This window comes from Aeromonas sp. SCS5 (assembly GCF_001887375.1).
Classification (GTDB): Bacteria; Pseudomonadota; Gammaproteobacteria; order Enterobacterales; family Aeromonadaceae; genus Aeromonas; species Aeromonas jandaei.
On record NZ_LFCS01000011.1, the window covers coordinates 25,081 to 44,018 of the forward strand.

Here is an 18,938-nt window from a genome sequence, read left to right on the forward strand (position 1 = left end):
TCCATGAACATCAGCAAGGTAGCCAAGGCCACGGGACTGACCGCCAAAACCATCCGTTACTACGAGAGCATCGGCCTCATCTCGGCACCGGTGCGCAGCGACAACGGTTACCGCAGCTACACCGAATCGGCCCTGCGCGAGCTGCGTTTCGTCAAGCGGGCGCGGGAGACCGGCTTCAATCTGGAGGAGTGTCAGGAGCTGCTGGCGCTCTATCGGGACGAGCACAGAACCAGCGCCCAGGTGAAGAAGCTGGCGCAGGAGAAGATCGTCGATCTGCGCGCTCGCATCGCCGGGCTGCAGGCCATGCTCAGTTCGTTGGAGGGGCTGGTCTGCTGCTGTCACGGGGATGAAAACCCCGAGTGCCCGATCCTCGACGAGCTGGAGCGCGGTTGAGTAACTGCTTAATAAAAAACGCTTTATTGTTGCTCAATGAGGGGTAGTGGTAGACTGCTTGGCTCTTGTACAGGAGTACTCAGTTGACCCAGAGTGTGACACGCCAGGTCAGGCAGGCCATCATGGTCCAGCTCTACACCCATGCTTCGTTCAGTCTGCCCTGTCTGGGCTTGCTGGCGTTTGGCTGGAGTCTGCTTTTTCACGACTACCTGCCCGCCAGTGAAGCGCTCGGGTGGCTGGTCGGGGTGTTGTTGTTGCTGCTGTGCCGCGGCTGGCATCTGCGCTGGCGCCAGCCCAGATTGCACCAGACGCCGCTGCCCCTGCTGGAGCGGGAGCTCTTTATCGGGGTGACCATCACCTCCATCAGCTGGGCACTGGGTGTGCTGCTCTACATGGACAAGCTGCCCGACACCTATCGCGCGGCCATGATGATGCTCACCAGCCTGATCCTCACCGGCAGCGCCATCATGCTGTTTGGCAGTCGCCGCTCGCTCTACGGTGCCGTGTTGCCGCTCGGGTGCGCCATGCTGTTCGAGCTGGGGGCGGGCAACGAGCAGGAGCGGATCGTCTCCTGCATGCTGGCGGGCTACCTCTTCGTCTTTTTACCGACCCTGCTGCGCCGTCTGCGGCGGGATCAGATCGCCTCGCTTCACCACCGCTTCTCCAACGCCGAACTGGTGGCAGAGCTGAAAGCGGTTTCCGAACATCTGCGCCTCACCTCCCGTCTCGACGGCCTGACCGGTATTGCCAACCGTGCCCATCTCGACGACTGTCTGGAGCGTGCCTGGCGCCGCTGCCACCGGGCCCGGGCACCGCTGTCGCTGGTGCTGGTGGATGTGGATTACTTCAAGCAGTTCAACGATCTCTATGGTCACCAGCTGGGGGATGACTGCCTGCAACAGGTGGCGGGGTTGCTGGCCGAGGTGGAGCGGCGCGAGGACGATCTGGCTGCCCGTTACGGTGGCGAGGAGTTTGCGTTGCTGCTGCCCTGCACCGGCATGCAGGGGGCGCTGCAGGTGGCGGACAATGTGCGGCAATCCCTCAAGGAGCTGGCTATTCCGCACCAGAAATCACTGGTCTCCGGTCGGGTCACATGTAGCTTTGGTGTTGCCACTCTGATACCGGACAACAGCATGAAAATCGCCGATTTGATCCAAAAAGCGGATGCGGCCCTCTATCAGGCCAAGCATAATGGGCGGGATCGAATCGAAGTAGCCTTGATGGGTAAGGTTGCCTGAGTTAATACAGACAGATTAAAGAGGTTGTCTATGCAATGTCATCGTATCGAAGAGCTGCTGGAGTTGTTGCAGCCTGCCTGGATCAAGGAACAGGATCTCAGCCTGGTGCAGTTTGTTGCCAAACTGGCCCAAGAAGCGGGTTTTGAAGGTCCCCTGTCCGAGCTGACCGACGACATGCTGATCTATCACCTCAAGATGCGGGAATCCGACAAGCAGGCGATGATCCCGGGTCTGGCCAAGGATCACGTGCCCGATTTCAAAGAGGCACTGCTCAAGGCGCGCGGAATCAAGTGAATCTTGAATAGAAGCACATCACCGCAAGGTGATGTGCTTTTTTGTTGCCGAAATTTGCGATCCAACCCCAATATTAGATACATCTAATCCACACAATTAGCAGGTTGTTTAAGATATAATCCGCTCCATAACAAATAAGGGAGCGATGTCTTGCAATGGCCGATCACGAGAAAATCGATATCAAGGATGTCACCGACAAGAGCGTAACCGGGACTTTCAACCCCAATACGTTCAAAGCCAGCGATGACAGATTCAACCCCGGCAACCGTATCTACGTCCGGGCCCAGACCGGTTACTGGCAGCGGGTGCGCAAAGGGATGGGCTGGTTCTTCGTTGCCCTCTTCGTGCTGCTGCCCTGGCTGCGCTACGAGGGGCGACAGGCGGTGCTGTTCGACCTCGGCCATCAGCAGTTCCACGTCTTTGGTGCCACCATCTGGCCGCAGGATCTGACCCTGCTCGCCTGGCTCTTCATGATCGCCGCCTTCGGTCTCTTCTTTATTACCACCTTCCTCGGTCGGGTCTGGTGTGGCTATCTCTGCCCGCAGACGGTCTGGACCTTCATGTTCATCTGGTTCGAAGAGAAGCTGGAGGGGCCGGCCAACAAGCGGCGCAAGCTGGACGAAGCACCCTGGAGCGGCGAGAAGCTGGCTCGCAAGGGGGCCAAGCATCTGGCCTGGCTGCTCATCTCGCTGGTCACCGGCCTGACCTTTGTCGCCTACTTCCAGGATGTGACCCGGTTGGTGCCGGATGTGCTGACCCTCAAGGCGAGCGGTTGGGTGCTGTTCTGGGTGAGTTTCTTCACCATCATCACCTACGGCAACGCCGGCTGGATGCGCGCCATCATGTGTATCCACATGTGCCCCTATGCCCGCTTCCAGTCCGCCATGTTCGACAAGGACACCTTCATCGTCGGCTATGACCCCAAGCGGGGCGAGACCCGCGGTGCCCGCTCCCGCAAAGCCGATTACAAGGCGTTGGGGCTGGGTGATTGCATCGACTGCGACCTCTGCGTGCAGGTCTGCCCGACCGGTATCGATATCCGTGACGGTCTGCAGTACGAGTGCATCAACTGCGGCGCCTGCGTCGACGCCTGTGACCAGACCATGGAGCGGATGGGGTATCCGAAGGGGCTCATCAGCTACACCACCGAGCACAAGCTGGCCAACGACTCTACCCATGTGGCGCGGCCCAAGCTGATTGGTTATGGCCTGGTGATGGCCACCATGTTGGGGGTGTTTGCCTACAACGCCATGTCCATCATGCCGATGGGGCTCGATATCCTGCGGGATCGCAACCAGCTGTTCCGCGAGAACAACGACGGGCTTATCGAGAACACCTATACCCTCAAGATCCTCAACAAGACCCTGCAACCCCAGACTTACCAGCTGGATGTGGAGGGGCTGCCCGAGTATCAGTGGTTCGGCCCCCGTGAAGTGACTCTGAAGGCGGGCGAGATCTACACCCTGCCGGTCAGTCTGGCGGTGGATCCCTACAACCTGAAGCGGCCGACGCTGGATATCCAGTTCGTGCTCAAGCGGGAAGGGGCCGCCCCCGACGACAGCAAGGGCAACCTGCGTCAGGGCAGCAAGTTTATCGGCCGGTTGTAACGGTCTGGCCTACCGCCATGCACGGCAATGGCGGGCAGTAGTGATAGAATGGGGCGCAACGGCGCCCCTTTCTTATGGTGGATGACATGCGTTTCAACTATTCCGATCTCACTCCCGACCTCATCATGGATGCGCTGGATCTCAGCGGTCTGCGGCTCGACTCCGGTCTTATCGAGCTCAACAGCTACGAAAACCGGGTCTACCAGTTTCAGGATGAGGATCGTCGCCGCTATGTGGTGAAGTTCTACCGACCCGGCCGCTGGAGCCGGGCCCAGATCCTCGAAGAGCACGAGTTTGCCGCCCGCCTCTGTGAGGCGGAGATCCCGGTCGCCGCGCCGCTCGCCTTTGCCGGCGAGACCCTGCTGGAGCATGAGGGCTACCCGTTTGCCATCTGGCAGAGCGTCGGGGGACGCCAGTTCGAGGTGGACAACCTCGACCAGCTGGAGTGGGTAGGGCGCTATCTTGGCCGCATCCATCAGCTCGGGGCCAGCAAGCCGTTCCACCACCGGGTTCGCCTCGACGTGGATAGCATGCTGCATGAGCCGCGTCAGCTGCTGGCGTCTGGCGAGTGGTTGCCAAGCGGGCTGGCCAAGCAGTTCTTCGGGGTGCTGGACGAGCTGATCAAGCATGTCAGCGACGCCATGACCCTCGATGTGGCGCAGATCTCCCTGCATGGCGACTGCCACCCCGGCAACATCCTCTGGCGCGATGGCCCCATGTTCGTCGATCTCGATGATTGCCGCACCGGCCCTGCCGTTCAGGATCTCTGGATGATGCTGAATGGCGAGCGCAACGAGCAGCTGATCCAGCTCGACACCCTGTTGGCAGGCTACGAGGAGTTCATGGAGTTCGATTCGCGCGAGCTGGCGCTCATCGAGCCGCTGCGGGCGATGCGCATCGTCCACTACATGGCCTGGCTGGCACGGCGCTGGGAAGACCCGGCCTTCCCCCGTCACTTCCCCTGGTTCAATACCGATCACTACTGGCGCCAGCAGATAGCGACCCTGCACGACCAGCTGGAGGCGCTCAAGGCTCCGCCACTCACTCTGACGCCCGGCTGGTGAGCCAGCTGGCCGGAGTAGCTGAGGGATGAGTCAGCAGGGGTTATGCGCGGGCTGTCGCCGCTCCTGATCACCGGTGGGCAGCGAGGGGAGGAAATGAGCGGCAAGAGGGACTCAATCTCCTGTTCTGGCCATTGACTGGGCAGAGGTGACGCAATAGGCTTGGCACTGCTTCGGTTCGCCGGGCGTGCCTCACAGTGATCCCTTAACAGGAAACATCATGAAAAAAATCCTATTTTTCCTTGCTGCCATGCTGATGATCCCCATGGTTCACGCCGCCCCCGAGTTCAAGGAAGGCGTCAATTACGATGTGGTGAAACAGACTGGTACCGCCCAGCCGGAAGTGATGGAGTTCTTCTCCTACTACTGCCCGCACTGCGCCACCTTTGAACCGATCGTCGAGCAGATGAAAGCCGAGCTGCCCAAGGGCGTCACCCTGAAGAAGAACCCGGTCGGTTTCCTCGGTCGTGAAATGGGCCCGGAGATGCAGCGTGCCTACGCTGTTGCCAGCCTGCTCAACGCCGAAGCCAAGCTGACCCCGGCCATCTTCAACAAGATCCATGTTCAGCGTCAGCCGCCGATGAGCCGCGATGACGTGAAGCAGCTCTTCGTCGCTAACGGTGTTCCGGCCGAAGAGTTTGACGGCGCCGTCGACAGCTTCGCCGTGTCCGGCATGGTCTCCCAGTTCGATCGCAACATGGAGAGCTACAACATCCGTGGCGTACCGGCCTTCCTGGTGAACGGCAAGTACATGATCAAGATTGAATCCATCTCCTCTCAGGAGCAGTTCAACCAGCTGGTGAAATTCCTGCTGGCCAAGAAAGACTGACCACTCTTGAGCTGATAAAAAAGCCCGCCGGTGCAAGCCGGCGGGCTTTTTGTTTTCTGGCAATCTGGCAGGTCAGACCCCGACGTGGAACGCTTGCTTGAGGTTGCGGATAAACTCCGCATCCCGACAGAGGGTCTTGCCCGGGCTGTCGGAGATCTTGGCAACCGGGCCGCCATTGCACTCGATCAGCTTGAACACGATGTTCATCGGGCTGACGCCGGGCAGGTCGCAGGTGAGCTTGGTGCCGATGCCGAAGCTGGTGTTGATGCGGCCGCGGAAGTGGCGGAACAGCTCGACCGCCTTGTCGAGATTGAGGCCGTCGGAGAAGACCAGGGTCTTCTCGGCAGGGTCGATACCGAGGCGCTGATAGTGGCTGATCGCCTTCTCGCCCCATACCACGGGATCGCCGGAGTCGTGGCGCAAGCCCTGATAGCGGCTGGCCAGCTCGAAGTCGAAGTCGCGCAGGAAGGCATCCATGGTGATGCAGTCGGTCAGGGCGATGCCGAGATGGTCGGTGAACTCGTCCAGCCAGCTGGTGAGGGCGGCGCGCTGGCTGTGTTCGAGCGGGAAGCCGAGCTGCTGGTGAGCCTGGAACCACTCGTGGGCCTGGGTGCCGACGGCTGGCAGCTGGTACTTCTGGGCCAACATGTAGTTGCTGGTGCCGCGAAACGCCGGCAGCCGCTCCTTGAGGCGACCCACCACGGCATCCTGTACCGCGTGTGAGAAGCGGCGGCGGGTGCCGAAGTCGATGAGGTTGAACTCGCTCATCTCGTCACGACTCAGCTCCCGCTCCAGCTTGTCGATCTTCTGATCGAGCCGCTCCAGCGCGTGGCTGACGCCAAACTGGGGATAGCGGAAGCGGTTGCGCATCTCGCTGATGATGGCGAGCACCGGGATCTCCCACAGGATCACATCCTGCCACGGCCCCTCGACCCGCACATTGATGCGGCCATCCTGTTCGAACACCTTCAGCAGGGAGGCGTCGAGCGGCTTGCGGCGCAGATGGTCGAGGTAGTCAGGGGTGAAGAAGGGGCGCTCGGCCAGAAAGTGGTGCTCGGATTTGGTCAGCCGCAGGGAGCCGGCGAGGCGCAGTTGCTCCTCGATCTGCCCCATCATGGGCAGCAGGTCCTCTTCGTTGCGGCTGTGGAATTCAGCCACCACCTCGGCATCCGGATAGCGATGAAACACCGCTTGCTGCATGTGCAGCTTGTAGGCGTCGGTGTCGAGCAGGCTGGTTAGGATAGGGGGCATATCAGGCGTCCAGCAGGCGTTGAACATCGGTCAGGGTCTGGGCCAGTTCGGCGCCAGCCTCGATCATCTGGGTGTGGGCGCTGGCAATCGTCTCGGGCGCAATGCCACGGCAGGCATCGAGGTGGACGATCACCCGGAAACCGGCGCGGCGCAGTTGCAGCACGCTGGTCTTGACGCAGTAGTCGGTGGCGAGGCCGCCGACCAGCACAGTGGTGACACCACGGGCTTGCAGGAATTCGATGAGGCCGGTACTGCGGCGCTCGGCCAGATCGTGGAAACAGGTGCCATAGGGATGCAGGTCAGTCTCGACTCCCTTCCAGATGAAGAAGTCGTAATCGATAGGGGCGGGCAGGCCGTCGAGCAGCTCGAATCCCTTGCTGCCGGGGACGCAGTGTACCGGCCAGGTGAGATCGGCGTTAGGAAAATCAAGCGGTTGCAGCATGGTAGCAGGCTCGCTGGCCACCCAGACTGCATTGGCGGGGTGGGCATCCTTGCTGCCGATACGCAGGCTGGCGAGGGTGGCCTGAGCGTTGAGGGCCGCCACAATATCATCCCCGCCCGCGACGGGCAGTTCGTTCGGGCAGAGAGGGGTAAAGCCCTTCTGCGCATCAATATCCAGACTGGCGACGGTTCCCATGATTGGCTCCTGCACATACTATTCGTGTGATATTATCTACCAAACATTAATGGAAGGCGAGCAGGGCGATCGGGATGCTGAGAATGAGTCTGGATATGGTGGTGCTGCGGTTGCATGAGGAGCGGCTCGAACTGCTGCTCGAGACCCGCGATCGCCCCCCTTTTGCCAACTGCTGGCAACTGCCTGCCCTGCGCATCGACGAGACGCTGGACCGGGATCTGGACGCCGCCCAGCGCCGCCTGCTGGCGGAGTGGGGGCTGGGTGACTGCTACAGCGAGCAGGTCTGCACCCTCGGCAATCTGGAGCGGGATCCCCGTGGCTGGTCCACCACCCTGGTTTACCTCTGTCTGGTGGCGCCTGAAGTGGAGACCCGCCACGGTTGCTGGCATCCGGTTTCGACCCTGCCGGGCATGAGCCTCGCCTTCGACCATCTCCAGCTCATCGCCAAGGGGCTGGAGCGGCTGCGCATCAAGAGCCGCTACAGCACTCTGCCGCTGCAACTGCTGGGTACCGAGTTCACCCTCTCCGAGGTGCAGCGTGCCTTCGAGATCATCCTGCAAACACCCATGAATACGGCCGCCTTTCGCAAGCGGATCCACCGCGCTGACATCCTGGTGGACACCGGCCGCAAGCGTACCGGCAAGCAGCGCCCCGCCATTCTCTACCGGTTGGAAAGCCCCTGCTGCGTGATGTTCGATCAGGTGATGCATGGAGCGGAAGCATGAGCGCATCCCCTGTTCGTGTGCTGGTCAGCGCGTGTTTGCTGGGCCAGCCTGTGCGCTACGACGGTCAAAGCAAGGGGATCGTCAGCGACTGGCTGAGTGAGCTGGGTGCCGAGGGGCGGGCTCTGGCGTTTTGCCCCGAAGTGGCGGGTGGTCTGCCGACCCCGCGTCCTCCTGCCGAACGGCAGGGAGATCGGGTAGTGACGGCGAGCGGGCTGGATGTGACTGAAGAGTTTGACCGCGGCGCCGAGCTGGCGCTTAAAATCTGTCAGGCGCAGGGTATTCGCTTCGCCTTGCTGAAAGAGGGGAGCCCCTCATGTGGCAGCGGCCGTATCTATAACGGCCGCTTCAAAGGGGTTTCTGTGGCGGGCGAGGGCAAGACCACCGCCCTGCTGCGCCGCCACGGTATTGCAGTGTTCTCGGAGGATCAATTGGCTGAGTTGGCTTCTGCGCTCTCTTTGGATGCATCCCCGGATTTGGCGGCCACCGGCAGCGGCTCCTGACCGCTCTGCCACCCCTCCAGCACCTCGTCCTTCTCCTGCCAGCGCTGGTTTAGCCACTCCTGAAAACCGCGCTTGAACTGCTTGTCATTGAAGTAGTCGCCAACCAGCGCCTCATCCACCGGCAGCTCTTCGATCCGTACCTGAATGCGTTGTACCCGTCCCATCAGGAAGTCCTTGAACGGGGTCTCGGCGTTGTCCGGATAGCGGATGGTGACGTTGATCAGGCTGTCGAACTGCTCCCCCATGGCTGCCAGCGTAAAGGCCAGTCCTGCCGCTTTGGGCGGCATCAGGTGGCGATAGCGGGAGCGGGCAGCATCCCGTTTCTGCTCGGTGAAGCGGGTCCCTTCCACGAAGTTGATGACGGTGGTGGGGATGTGGCGAAACTTCTCGCAGGCATTGCGGGTGGTCTCGATATCCTTGCCGCGCAGGTGCGGATTTCTTAACAGAAATTCTCGCGAATAGCGGCGCATAAAGGGCATGTCGAGCCCCCAGCAGGCCAGCCCCAACAGCGGGATGTAGATGAGCTCGTGCTTCATGAAGAACTTGGGCATCGGCAGCCGATCCCGGAACAGGTGGCCGAGCACCACGATGTCGGTCCAGCTCATGTGGTTGCTGATGATGAGATACCAGCCATCCTTGCGCAGCCGGGTGCTGTCCTCCACCTGCCAGTCGATGCGGGTGGTGAGGCGGATCACCAGCGCGTTGCAGGCCAGCCACAGGCGCATGAAGCGGTTGTTGAGGCGGCTGCAGGCGCGGCCAAAGGCTGGCACCGGCAGCAGCAGTTTTGCCAGCGAAACCAGCAGGATCAGGCTGGCGCACAAGGCGGTAAAGAGAATGGTCAGGCCGGCGCTGATGATCAGCACCAGCGGGCCGGGAAGCATGGATAACATGAGTATTTACTGCGCCTTGGTTGCCAGCAGCTGGTTCAGGGTCTGGTCTTTTTCGTGCCAGATCCCGTTCAGCCACTGCTGAAACTCTTGTTGGAACTCGGGGTCATTGAAGTAATCCCCCACCAGTTTGCGGTCGATCGGCAAATAGCGGATCTGAACCTTGATTTGCCCGACCCGGCCACACATGAAATCCCAGTAGCTGGGAATGCCGTCCGGATAGGCGATGGTGACATCCACCAGTTGATGCAACTGGTCACCCATGGCGGCCAGAGTAAAGGCGATGCCGCCTGCGCGCGGATGGAGCAGGTGACGATAGGGCGAACCCTGCTTCTGATGTTTGCCCTTGGTGAAGCGGGTACCTTCGACGAAGTTCATCACACTCACTGGAATGTGGCGGAACCGGGCACAGGCTTTACGGGTTGTCTCTATGTCTTTTCCCTTCAGATGGGGATGCTTTTCCAGAAATTTCCTGGAATATCGCCGCATGAAGGGGAAGTCGAGCGCCCACCATGCCAGACCGAGAAAAGGTACCCAAATCAGCTCTTTCTTGAGGAAAAACTTCAGGAAGGGAATTTTTTGGTTAAAAACCCGCTGCAGTACCAGTATGTCGACCCAGGATTGATGGTTGGCAATCACCATATACCACTCATTCCGGCGCCCTTTGTCCACTCCGACCACATCGAAAGGGGTTCTGATGATGGTTTTCTGGATCAGATTGTTGAAACCGATCCAGCAGCTGGCACAACCATCCAGCAGCCAGTTGCAGAGGGTACGCCACCCCTTGATGGGGAGCAGAAGTTTGAGCAGACCCAGCGAGAAGATGGGAACAAACCAGAAGAGGGTGTTGAAAAAATAGAGCAGGGTGGAGAGGCTGCCGCGCAGTCGCTCTATCAGCTTGTTGGGCATGAGTCGGGTCCGTCTTGCTGTCGATAAAGGGCCATCAAGTGGTCAGATCTGTGGCCATAATATCAGCCGATGGCCCGTGAGACCATTCAGAGCCGTTACGGGGTTGGACTCACCCTTTCCCTTCTGTCAGCTGCTGCGCAGTCGCGATAGCAGCCGATCCATGGCCCGGTAGCCGAGCGCCTCGATAAGATGCTCCTTGCCGATAGCGGGTTGCCCGACCAGATCGGCGATGGTACGCGACACCCGCAGGATGCGGTGCCAGGCCCTGATGCTGAGCCCCAGCTTCTGGATAGCACTTTCCAAAAATTCGGCATCTTGCGGTGATAGTCGGCAAATATCCTCTATTTCGCGACTATCCAGCAGGTTGTTGAGCTTACCGTTGCGGCTCAGCATCCGCTCCCGTGCCGCCAGCACCCGATCACGGATCTGCTGGCTCGACTCCCCCCGCTCCGCCTTGCCGGTCAGGCTCCCCTTGGGCAGCAGCGGCACTTCCACCGTCAGGTCGAAACGGTCGAGAAAGGGGCCGGAGAGTTTGCCGAGGTAGCGCAGGATCTGATCCGGGCTGGAGCGGGTCTGGCCGTCACCATAGTGGCCGCAGGGGCTGGGGTTCATGGCGCCGACCAGCTGGAAGCGAGCGGGGAAATCCACCTGACGGGCGGCCCGGCTGATGGTGATGTGGCCCGTCTCCAGTGGCTCGCGCAGGGAGTCGAGCACCTTGCGCTCGAATTCGGGTAGCTCGTCGAGAAAAAGCACTCCGTTGTGGGCCAACGAAATTTCGCCGGGCCGCGGGTGGCTGCCGCCGCCCACCAGCGCCACCGCCGAGGCGCTGTGGTGGGGTGTGCGGTACGGTCTGTGGTGCCAGTGGCCGGCGCGCGGAGTGAGGCCCCCGATGGAGTGGATGGCGGCGGTCTGCTGCGCCTCCTGCTCGCTCAGCGGCGGCAGAATGCCGGGCAGACGGCTCGCCAGCATGCTCTTGCCGGTTCCGGGCGGGCCGATGAACAGCAGGTTGTGGCTGCCGGCGGCGGCGATCTCCAGCGCCCGCTTGGCCTGTGACTGGCCGATCACATCCTGCAGATCCGGTACATCGGGCAGGCTCTCCGCGCTTTGTTGATCCGGCAGCGGCAGTTCGTACTGGCCGGCCAACCAGGCGGTGACGGCCAACAGTTGGTGAGCGGTGCGCACCTCGGCATCCTGGATCAGCGAGGCTTCGGGGCCGTTCTCCCGCGGTACCAGCAGGGTACGCCCCGCATCCCGGCAGGCGAGCACGGCGGGCAGCACACCGAGCACGGGGCGGATCTCGCCGGTCAGGGCCAACTCGCCTAAAAATTCGTGATCAAGCAGGTATTTTGCAGGTATTTGTTTTGAAGCTGCGAGAATGCCGATGGCGATGGCCAGATCGAAACGGCCCCCCTCCTTGGGCAGATCGGCGGGGGCCAGATTGACCGTGATGTGTTTGCTCGGGAACTCGAAGTTGCCGTTGAGCAGGGCACTGCGCACCCGATCCCGCGACTCTTTCACCGAGGTTTCCGGCAGGCCGACCATGTTGAAGGCGGGCAGGCCGTTGGAGAGGTGGACTTCCACTGTAACTTGCGGGGCCGCGATCCCGAGGCTGGCACGGCTATAAACCACAGCTAATGACATAAATCCCGTCCTTGAGTTGATATATGTTCTGACTAACTGCTTATTGTTGGTTTTTTATTCCATAGTTCCGGCTGAGGAATAGCCAAAATCAGTGGGTTGTCACAGAAAAAAGGCTTGCCCAATAAAAATCACCGTGCTAGTTCTAATAGCCATTCGCGGTAGAAACCGCCCCAATTTCACAGGATTTCCGGTTGTAACTATGAACATGGCCTCCCGTTTCGTCAGCATTATTGTGGTCCTAGTGGTGATTATTATCTCACCGCTCGGGGCTCGTTTAGCTGCACGGAACAAGGGATAGACCCACCACCGGACAGAACGAAACAAGCGACCCCCGAGCCTCACAGCCCGGGGGTTTTTTTTCGACCAAAGGACAGGATTTTCCACATGAACGGCGCGCAGTTTTTGGTACAGGCTCTCAAGAAACAGGGTGTGACCCAGGTGTTTGGTTACCCGGGCGGGGCCATCATGCCGGTCTACGATGCCCTGTATGACGGTGGTTTGGCCCATCAGCTCTGTCGCCACGAGCAGGGCGCCGCCATGGCTGCGGTCGGTTATGCCCGCGCCTCCGGTCAGGTGGGGGTCTGCATCGCCACCTCCGGCCCCGGCGCCACCAATCTGGTGACCGGTTTGGCGGAGGCGCTGCTCGATTCGGTGCCGCTGGTGGCCATCAGCGGTCAGGTGCCCTGTTCCGCCATCGGCACCGATGCATTTCAGGAGGTCGACGTGCTCGGCATGTCCCTCTCCTGCACCAAGCACTCCTTTATGGTGACTGATGCCGCCGATCTGGGGCGGGTGTTGGCAGAAGCTTTCGCCATCGCCACTGAAGGTCGCCCCGGGCCTGTGCTGATCGACCTCCCCAAGGATGTGCAGCTGGCTGCCGTGCCGCCCCAGAGCCCGCTGTTTGCGGTGGAAGAGCCGGAAGCGCTCACCCCCTCGGAGCTGACCGCAGCCCGCACCCTGCTGGCTGCCGCCGAGCGTCCGGTGCTCTACGTCGGTGGCGGAGTGGGCATGGCCAATGCCGAGCAGCAGTTGCGTGACTTTGCTGCCGTCACCGGCATGCCTGCGGTCACCACCCTCAAGGGGATTGGCGCGCTCGACCCCGACAGTACCGTTTATCTGGGCATGCTCGGCATGCACGGCACCAAGGCGGCCAACTATGCGGTGCAGCAGTGCGATCTGCTGCTGGTGGTGGGCGCCCGTTTCGATGATCGGGTGACCGGCAAGCTGGAGGAGTTTGCCCCCGAGGCGAAGGTGATCCATCTCGATGTGGATGCCGCCGAGTTCGGCAAGCGCCGTGCCGCCGAGGTGGGGATCACCGCGGATCTCAAACAGGTGCTGCCGCGCCTCGCCATGACTCTCGACATCGCCCCCTGGCGTGAACACTGCGCCGCCATGGCCCGCGAATACGCATTTCGCTACGACCACCCGGGTCAGGCCATCTATGCCCCGGCTCTGCTCAAACAGCTATCTGCCAAGTTGCCGGAGAGCAGCGTGGTCGCCTGCGACGTGGGTCAGCACCAGATGTGGGTGGCCCAGCACATGCGCTTCACCAGCCCGCGCAACCACCTCTCCAGCGCCGGTCTCGGCACCATGGGGTTCGGTCTGCCCGCCGCCATCGGCGCCAGGATGTCGCGCCCAGAGGATGAAGTGGTGCTGGTAAGCGGTGACGGCTCTTTCATGATGAACGTGCAGGAGCTCGGCACCATCCGCCGCGCTCAGCTCAAGGTGAAGATGGTGCTGCTGGATAACCAGCGCCTCGGCATGGTGCGCCAGTGGCAGGAGCTGTTCTTCGACGGCCGCTACAGCGAGACCATCCTCTCCGACAACCCCGATTTCGTCGCCCTGGCTGCCGCTTTCGGCATTCCGGGTGAGACCATCACATGCAAGGAGCAGATAGCCGGAGCCCTCGATCGCCTGCTGGCAAGCGAGAGTGCCTACCTGCTGCATGTGGCCATTTCAGAGGAAGAAAACGTCTGGCCCCTGGTTCCGCCGGGAGTCGCCAACCACCAGATGATGGAGCAACGCCCATGAACCCGCACACCCTTGCCCAGCCAGCATTTGCACAACACACCCTGCATATCCATGCCCAGCCCAGACCGGAAGTGATGGAGCGGGTGCTGCGGGTGGTGCGTCACCGCGGCTTCAATCTCTGCGCCCTCAACATGGAGCAGGATTGCCAACAGCTGCGGATCACGGTTACTGTCGAGTCGGTGCGTCCCATCCAGCAGTTGTGGAGCCAGCTGGTGAAGCTGGTGGACGTTTCCCGGGTCGATGCACTGGAACAGCAACCCCGGATCAGAGCTTAAGGAGCCAAGCCAATGTCACAGCCTTCCCAATCCGCCACTCACCCCCAATACATCTGGTTCAACGGCAAACTGGTGCCCTGGCAGGATGCCCAGATACACGTGATGAGCCACGCCCTGCACTATGGCTCCTCGGTGTTCGAGGGGGTACGCGCCTACGATACCCCCAAGGGCACCTGCATCTTCCGTCTGCAGGAGCATACCCGCCGCCTGTTCGACTCCGCCAGGATCTACTGGATGGATGTCCCCTACAGCGAGTCCGAAGTGAATGAAGCCTGCCGCACCGTGGTGCGCGAGAACGGCCTGAAGAGCGGCTACCTGCGCCCGCTGGCCTTTGTCGGCAACGTGGGGCTGGGGCTGCATCCGCCGCTGGATGCCAAGGCAGATCTGATGGTCGCGGCTCTGCCGTGGGGCGCTTATCTGGGGGAGGAGGGGCTGAAAAACGGGGTGGATGTGTGCGTCACCTCATGGAACCGGCTCGCTCCCAACACCATTCCCACCGGCGCCAAGGCGGGCGGCAACTATTTGTCCTCCCAGCTGATCAGCCGCGAGGCCAAGCGCAACGGCTTCGCCGAGGGGCTGGCGTTGGACGTGAACGGCTATCTGAGCGAAGGGGCGGGTGAGAACCTGTTCCTGGTGAAGAATGGCGTGCTGTTCACCCCGCCCGCTACTGCCGCCATCCTGCCCGGCATCACCCGTGACACCATCATGACGCTGGCCCGCGATCTCGGTTATGAGGTGCGCGAGCAGGCGCTGCCCCGCGAGGCGCTGTACGTCGCAGACGAGATCTTCATGACCGGTACCGCCGCCGAGGTGACCCCGGTGCGCTCCGTCGATCGGATGAAGGTAGGCGCTGGCAGCCGTGGCCCGGTGACCGAGCAGCTGCAGAACGCCTTCTTCGGCCTTTTCAATGGCAAGACCGAGGACAAGTGGGGCTGGCTGACGCCCGTCAATGACTGATGAGAGAGGGGAGGCGCTGTGCCTCCCCGAGTCGCTTCCGGTGAGTGCTTCCCATAGGAGTCTTCACCAGGATCGATTCCGATCCACTCGTATCATTACCGCATAACGCATCGAGCCCATATGGGCATTCAGGGAGTAGAGACATGCCGAAGTTGAGATCCGCCACCACCACCCACGGACGTAACATGGCCGGGGCCCGCGCCCTGTGGCGTGCCACCGGAATGACCGATCAGGATTTCGGCAAGCCCATCATCGCCGTGGTCAACTCCTTTACCCAGTTCGTGCCGGGCCACGTCCACCTCAAGGACTTGGGGCAACTGGTGGCGCGCGAGATCGAAGCTGCGGGCGGCGTCGCCAAGGAGTTCAACACCATCGCCGTGGATGACGGCATCGCCATGGGCCACGGTGGCATGCTCTACTCCCTGCCATCGCGGGAGCTGATTGCCGATTCGGTGGAGTATATGGTCAACGCCCACTGCGCCGACGCCATGGTCTGTATTTCCAACTGCGACAAGATCACCCCGGGGATGCTGATGGCGGCCCTGCGCATCAACATTCCGGTGATCTTCGTCTCCGGCGGCCCGATGGAGGCGGGCAAGACCAAGCTCTCCGACCAGATCATCAAGCTGGATCTGGTAGATGCCATGATCCAGGGCGCCGACCCCAAGGTGTCGGACTCCCAGAGCGAACAGGTGGAGCGCAGTGCCTGCCCCACCTGCGGCTCCTGCTCCGGCATGTTTACCGCCAACTCCATGAACTGTTTGACCGAGGCGCTCGGCCTCTCCCAGCCGGGCAACGGCTCCATGCTGGCGACCCACAGCGACCGCGAGCAGCTGTTCAAGCTGGCGGGTCAGCGCATCGTGACTCTGGCCAGGCGCTGGTATGAGCAGGACGATGCTTCGGCACTTCCGCGCAACATCGCCACCAAGGCGGCATTCGAGAACGCCATGGCGCTCGACATCGCCATGGGTGGCTCCACCAATACCGTGCTGCACCTGCTGGCAGCGGCGCAGGAGGCGGGCGTCGACTTCACCATGGCTGATATCGACCGCATGTCCCGCAAGGTGCCGCAGCTCTGCAAGGTGGCGCCCTCCACCCAGAAATACCATATGGAAGATGTGCACCGCGCCGGTGGCGTGGTCGCCATTCTGGGCCAGCTGGAAAAAGCGGGTCTGGTGCATGGGGATGCCCGTACCGTGCTGGGTTGCTCCCTCGTCGAACAGCTCAATGAATATGATGTCAGCCGCCAGCCCAGTCAGGAGGTGGTGGACTTCTACCGCGCAGGCCCAGCTGGGATCCGCACCACCAAGGCGTTCAGTCAGGATTGTCGCTGGCCGGAGCTGGATCTGGACAGAGCCGAAGGGTGCATCCGCTCGCTGGATAACGCCTACAGCCAGGAGGGGGGGCTAGCGGTGCTCTCTGGCAACCTCGCGGTCAATGGCGCCATCGTCAAGACTGCCGGAGTGGATGAGGAGAACCTCACCTTCCGTGGCCCGGCCCGTGTATTCGAGAGCCAGGAGAGCGCGGTAAACGGTATCCTCGACGGTACCGTGAAAGCAGGCGAAGTAGTGGTGATCCGCTACGAAGGGCCGAAAGGGGGCCCCGGCATGCAGGAGATGCTCTACCCCACCACCTATCTCAAATCCATGGGCCTCGGCAAGGCGTGCGCCCTGATCACCGATGGCCGCTTCTCTGGCGGTACCTCGGGCCTCTCCATCGGTCACGTCTCGCCGGAAGCAGCCTCTGGCGGCACCATAGGTCTGGTGGAGGATGGCGACATCATCAGCATCAACATCCCGGCCCGCAGCATGGTGCTGGAGGTGGCCGACAGCGTGCTGGCTACCCGCCGTGTCGCCGTCGAGGCTCGGGGCTGGAAGCCGCTCGATCGTCAGCGTCAGGTCTCCTTTGCCCTGCGCGCCTATGCCATGTTCGCCACCAGCGCCGACAAGGGCGCGGTGCGCGATCGCTCGATGCTGGGGGAATAAACCATGGTCTCTGCGGCTGATTATCTACGCAAGGTGCTGCTCTCACCCGTCTATGAGGCGGCGCGAGTCACCCCCTTGCAAACCCTGAAGAAACTCTCCGAGCGGCTCGGCAATCACGTCAGCCTGAAGCGAGAGGATCTGCAACCGGTCCACTCCTTCAAGCTGCGCGGTGCCTACCACAAGATCGCTACCCTGACCGAGGAGCAGAAGGCGCGCGGCGTCATTGCCGCCTCTGCCGGCAACCACGCGCAGGGGGTCGCTCTGTCGGCCGCCAAGCTCGGCATCAAGGCGATCATCGTGATGCCCAAGACCACGCCGGACATCAAGATCGACGCGGTACGTCGTCAGGGCGGCAACGTCATGCTGTTTGGCAACAGCTTCGATGAGGCTTATGGCGAGAGTCGCCGCCTCTCCGAGCTGGAGGGCTACACCCTGATCCCGCCGTTTGACGACGTCGAGGTGATCGCCGGGCAGGGCACTATCGGCAAGGAGCTGTTGGAGCAGGATACCCACCTCACTCACGTCTTTGTACCGGTGGGCGGTGGCGGGTTGGCAGCCGGGGTGGCGGTCTATATCAAGCAGCTGCTGCCGGATGTGAAGGTGATCGGGGTGGAGGCGGAGGGCTCCGCCTGCCTCAAGGCCGCGCTGGCGGCCGGCGAGCCGGTCAATCTGGAGCGGGTCTCGCTGTTTGCGGACGGGGTGGCGGTCAAGCGCATCGGCGAGGAGACCTTCCGCCTGTGCAACCAGTATCTGGACGAGGTGGTGACAGTCTCCAACGACCAGATCTGTGCCGCGCTGAAAGACATCTTCGACGACTGCCGCGCTATTGCCGAGCCGTCGGGGGCGTTGTCGCTGGCGGGTCTGAAAGCCTACAGCGAGCGGGAGCAGGTCAAAGGGGGGCGGATGGCGGCCATTCTCTCCGGCGCCAACGTCAACTTCCACAGCCTGCGCTACGTGTCGGAGCGCTGCGAGATTGGCGAGAAGCGCGAGGGCATGCTGGCGGTGACTATTCCCGAGCGCAAGGGGGCCTTCCTCGACTTCTGCCGTCAGCTCGGCCCCCGCATGGTGACCGAGTTCAACTATCGCTACGCCGATGCCGAGCAGGCGTCGCTGTTCGTCTCGGTGCGCCTCACCGGTGGTGACGAAGAGCTCGGCCAGATCATCGATCAGCTCGGCGGCAACGGCTACCCGGTGGTCAACATGACCGAGAGCGAGCTGGCCAAGAACCACGTGCGTTACATGATTGGCGGCCGCCCGGCCCGGCCCCTCGGTGAACGGCTCTATAGCTTCAAGTTTCCGGAGCAGCCGGGCGCCCTAATGCGCTTCCTCGAGACCCTCGGCTGTCGCTGGAACATCAGCCTGTTCCACTACCGCAACCACGGTGCCGACTATGGCCGGGTGCTCTGCGCCTTCGAGCTGCCGGACGAGGACGTGGCCGCCTTCCACGACTACCTGCACGAGATTGGCTACGGCTGGAAAGAGGTGAGCGACGACCCCGCCTACCGGCTGTTTCTGGCCAGTTGATGGCGTGATCGCGATAAAGAAGGAGGGAGGCGTCGGCCTCCCTTTTTTATTGGCAGGCCGCTAACTGGCTGTTTTTAGCGCAGATATTGCAGGCAAGCTCACACTCCTGATGGCTTGGTCATTTGAGGCTGCCTGCGGATGGGATAACCTGAATGCGGCGAGGCCGCCTGACGGCTTCACACAGGGAGAGTGCG

General features: G+C 61.7%; 18 protein-coding genes. 13 read left to right on the forward strand and 5 right to left on the reverse strand.

What is annotated here, in order from left to right; genetic code table 11:
- Positions 1-3: 3 nt before the first annotated feature.
- The 6 genes from cueR to BS300_RS15050 all read left to right on the forward strand — a co-directional run bounded on the left by cueR (position 4) and on the right by BS300_RS15050 (position 5,422).
- Positions 4-393, forward strand: a complete 390-nt coding sequence (cueR, locus tag BS300_RS15025) for a Cu(I)-responsive transcriptional regulator (protein WP_041209465.1) — start codon at positions 4-6, stop codon at positions 391-393.
- An 83-nt stretch (positions 394-476) separates the two neighbouring features.
- Positions 477-1,631, forward strand: a complete 1,155-nt coding sequence (locus tag BS300_RS15030; RefSeq protein ID WP_041209466.1) for a diguanylate cyclase — start codon at positions 477-479, stop codon at positions 1,629-1,631.
- A gap of 30 nt (positions 1,632-1,661) precedes the next feature.
- Complete coding sequence (locus BS300_RS15035) at positions 1,662-1,925, forward strand: YihD family protein (protein ID WP_005339598.1); 264 nt, start codon at positions 1,662-1,664, stop codon at positions 1,923-1,925.
- Positions 1,926-2,080: 155 nt separating this feature from the next.
- Positions 2,081-3,532 carry a cytochrome c oxidase accessory protein CcoG gene (ccoG, locus tag BS300_RS15040; RefSeq protein WP_042031955.1) on the forward strand — a complete coding sequence of 484 codons (1,452 nt, stop codon included), beginning with the start codon at positions 2,081-2,083 and terminating at the stop codon, positions 3,530-3,532.
- Positions 3,533-3,606: 74 nt separating this feature from the next.
- The gene (locus BS300_RS15045) at positions 3,607-4,596 is read left to right on the forward strand and encodes a serine/threonine protein kinase (RefSeq protein WP_071913699.1); all 990 of its coding nucleotides are present in this window, start codon (positions 3,607-3,609) and stop codon (positions 4,594-4,596) included.
- A gap of 217 nt (positions 4,597-4,813) precedes the next feature.
- Positions 4,814-5,422 (forward strand): thiol:disulfide interchange protein DsbA/DsbL, encoded by a 609-nt coding sequence (locus BS300_RS15050; protein WP_041209469.1) that lies wholly within the window; start codon positions 4,814-4,816, stop codon positions 5,420-5,422.
- Between the two features lie 72 nt (positions 5,423-5,494).
- On the opposite strand, the gene pncB is transcribed toward BS300_RS15050, so the two are convergent.
- Positions 5,495-6,673 (reverse strand): nicotinate phosphoribosyltransferase, encoded by a 1,179-nt coding sequence (gene pncB / locus BS300_RS15055; protein ID WP_071913700.1) that lies wholly within the window; start codon positions 6,671-6,673, stop codon positions 5,495-5,497.
- Position 6,674: 1 nt separating this feature from the next.
- Positions 6,675-7,310 carry a nicotinamidase gene (locus BS300_RS15060; RefSeq protein WP_071913702.1) on the reverse strand — a complete coding sequence of 212 codons (636 nt, stop codon included), beginning with the start codon at positions 7,308-7,310 and terminating at the stop codon, positions 6,675-6,677.
- A gap of 74 nt (positions 7,311-7,384) precedes the next feature.
- Here BS300_RS15060 and BS300_RS15065 point away from each other — a divergent pair, with 74 nt between their 5' ends.
- Both BS300_RS15065 and BS300_RS15070 read left to right on the forward strand, forming a co-directional pair.
- Positions 7,385-8,035: a DNA mismatch repair protein MutT gene (locus BS300_RS15065; RefSeq protein WP_042031952.1), complete on the forward strand. Its 651-nt coding sequence runs from the start codon at positions 7,385-7,387 to the stop codon at positions 8,033-8,035.
- Positions 8,032-8,535 (forward strand): DUF523 domain-containing protein, encoded by a 504-nt coding sequence (locus BS300_RS15070; protein WP_071913704.1) that lies wholly within the window; start codon positions 8,032-8,034, stop codon positions 8,533-8,535. Before BS300_RS15065 ends, BS300_RS15070 begins: the two co-directional genes overlap by 4 nt.
- On the opposite strand, the gene BS300_RS15075 is transcribed toward BS300_RS15070, so the two are convergent.
- The 3 genes from BS300_RS15075 to BS300_RS15085 all read right to left on the reverse strand — a co-directional run bounded on the left by BS300_RS15075 (position 8,460) and on the right by BS300_RS15085 (position 11,972).
- A complete protein-coding gene (locus tag BS300_RS15075; RefSeq protein ID WP_071913706.1) occupies positions 8,460-9,425 on the reverse strand; it encodes an acyltransferase in 966 nt (321 codons plus the stop codon). The genes BS300_RS15070 and BS300_RS15075 overlap by 76 nt on opposite strands.
- Before the next feature lie 6 nt (positions 9,426-9,431).
- The gene (locus tag BS300_RS15080; protein WP_071913708.1) at positions 9,432-10,331 is read right to left on the reverse strand and encodes an acyltransferase; all 900 of its coding nucleotides are present in this window, start codon (positions 10,329-10,331) and stop codon (positions 9,432-9,434) included.
- 126 nt (positions 10,332-10,457) lie between these two features.
- Positions 10,458-11,972: a YifB family Mg chelatase-like AAA ATPase gene (locus tag BS300_RS15085; RefSeq protein WP_071913710.1), complete on the reverse strand. Its 1,515-nt coding sequence runs from the start codon at positions 11,970-11,972 to the stop codon at positions 10,458-10,460.
- Between the two features lie 384 nt (positions 11,973-12,356).
- Here BS300_RS15085 and ilvG point away from each other — a divergent pair, with 384 nt between their 5' ends.
- From ilvG to ilvA, 5 genes are all read left to right on the forward strand, one after another.
- Positions 12,357-14,003, forward strand: a complete 1,647-nt coding sequence (gene ilvG, locus BS300_RS15090) for an acetolactate synthase 2 catalytic subunit (RefSeq protein ID WP_071913712.1) — start codon at positions 12,357-12,359, stop codon at positions 14,001-14,003.
- Positions 14,000-14,278, forward strand: coding sequence for an acetolactate synthase 2 small subunit (ilvM, locus tag BS300_RS15095; RefSeq protein WP_005342011.1), 279 nt, complete (start codon positions 14,000-14,002; stop codon positions 14,276-14,278). The genes ilvG and ilvM overlap by 4 nt, the downstream gene beginning before the upstream one ends.
- A gap of 12 nt (positions 14,279-14,290) precedes the next feature.
- Entirely contained in the window at positions 14,291-15,235 is a 945-nt protein-coding gene (locus BS300_RS15100) for a branched-chain amino acid transaminase (protein ID WP_071913714.1), read from the forward strand.
- A 143-nt stretch (positions 15,236-15,378) separates the two neighbouring features.
- Positions 15,379-17,220, forward strand: coding sequence for a dihydroxy-acid dehydratase (ilvD, locus tag BS300_RS15105; RefSeq protein WP_071913716.1), 1,842 nt, complete (start codon positions 15,379-15,381; stop codon positions 17,218-17,220).
- Between the two features lie 3 nt (positions 17,221-17,223).
- Positions 17,224-18,744, forward strand: a complete 1,521-nt coding sequence (gene ilvA, locus BS300_RS15110; protein WP_071913718.1) for a threonine ammonia-lyase, biosynthetic — start codon at positions 17,224-17,226, stop codon at positions 18,742-18,744.
- Positions 18,745-18,938 lie beyond the last annotated feature (194 nt).

Excerpts from the sequence above, each read along its gene's own strand:
- cueR (WP_041209465.1), top strand. The coding sequence starts at position 4 with ATGAACATCAGCAAGGTAGCCAAGGCCACGGGACTGACCGCCAAAACC.
- BS300_RS15035 (WP_005339598.1), top strand. The coding sequence starts at position 1,662 with ATGCAATGTCATCGTATCGAAGAGCTGCTGGAGTTGTTGCAGCCTGCC.
- ccoG (WP_042031955.1), top strand. The coding sequence starts at position 2,081 with ATGGCCGATCACGAGAAAATCGATATCAAGGATGTCACCGACAAGAGC.
- BS300_RS15045 (WP_071913699.1), top strand. The coding sequence starts at position 3,607 with ATGGTGGATGACATGCGTTTCAACTATTCCGATCTCACTCCCGACCTC.
- BS300_RS15050 (WP_041209469.1), top strand. The coding sequence starts at position 4,814 with ATGAAAAAAATCCTATTTTTCCTTGCTGCCATGCTGATGATCCCCATG.
- pncB (WP_071913700.1), bottom strand. The coding sequence starts at position 6,673 with ATGCCCCCTATCCTAACCAGCCTGCTCGACACCGACGCCTACAAGCTG.
- BS300_RS15060 (WP_071913702.1), bottom strand. The coding sequence starts at position 7,310 with ATGGGAACCGTCGCCAGTCTGGATATTGATGCGCAGAAGGGCTTTACC.
- BS300_RS15065 (WP_042031952.1), top strand. The coding sequence starts at position 7,385 with ATGCTGAGAATGAGTCTGGATATGGTGGTGCTGCGGTTGCATGAGGAG.
- BS300_RS15070 (WP_071913704.1), top strand. The coding sequence starts at position 8,032 with ATGAGCGCATCCCCTGTTCGTGTGCTGGTCAGCGCGTGTTTGCTGGGC.
- BS300_RS15075 (WP_071913706.1), bottom strand. The coding sequence starts at position 9,425 with ATGTTATCCATGCTTCCCGGCCCGCTGGTGCTGATCATCAGCGCCGGC.
- BS300_RS15080 (WP_071913708.1), bottom strand. The coding sequence starts at position 10,331 with ATGCCCAACAAGCTGATAGAGCGACTGCGCGGCAGCCTCTCCACCCTG.
- BS300_RS15085 (WP_071913710.1), bottom strand. The coding sequence starts at position 11,972 with ATGTCATTAGCTGTGGTTTATAGCCGTGCCAGCCTCGGGATCGCGGCC.
- ilvG (WP_071913712.1), top strand. The coding sequence starts at position 12,357 with ATGAACGGCGCGCAGTTTTTGGTACAGGCTCTCAAGAAACAGGGTGTG.
- ilvM (WP_005342011.1), top strand. The coding sequence starts at position 14,000 with ATGAACCCGCACACCCTTGCCCAGCCAGCATTTGCACAACACACCCTG.
- BS300_RS15100 (WP_071913714.1), top strand. The coding sequence starts at position 14,291 with ATGTCACAGCCTTCCCAATCCGCCACTCACCCCCAATACATCTGGTTC.
- ilvD (WP_071913716.1), top strand. The coding sequence starts at position 15,379 with ATGCCGAAGTTGAGATCCGCCACCACCACCCACGGACGTAACATGGCC.
- ilvA (WP_071913718.1), top strand. The coding sequence starts at position 17,224 with ATGGTCTCTGCGGCTGATTATCTACGCAAGGTGCTGCTCTCACCCGTC.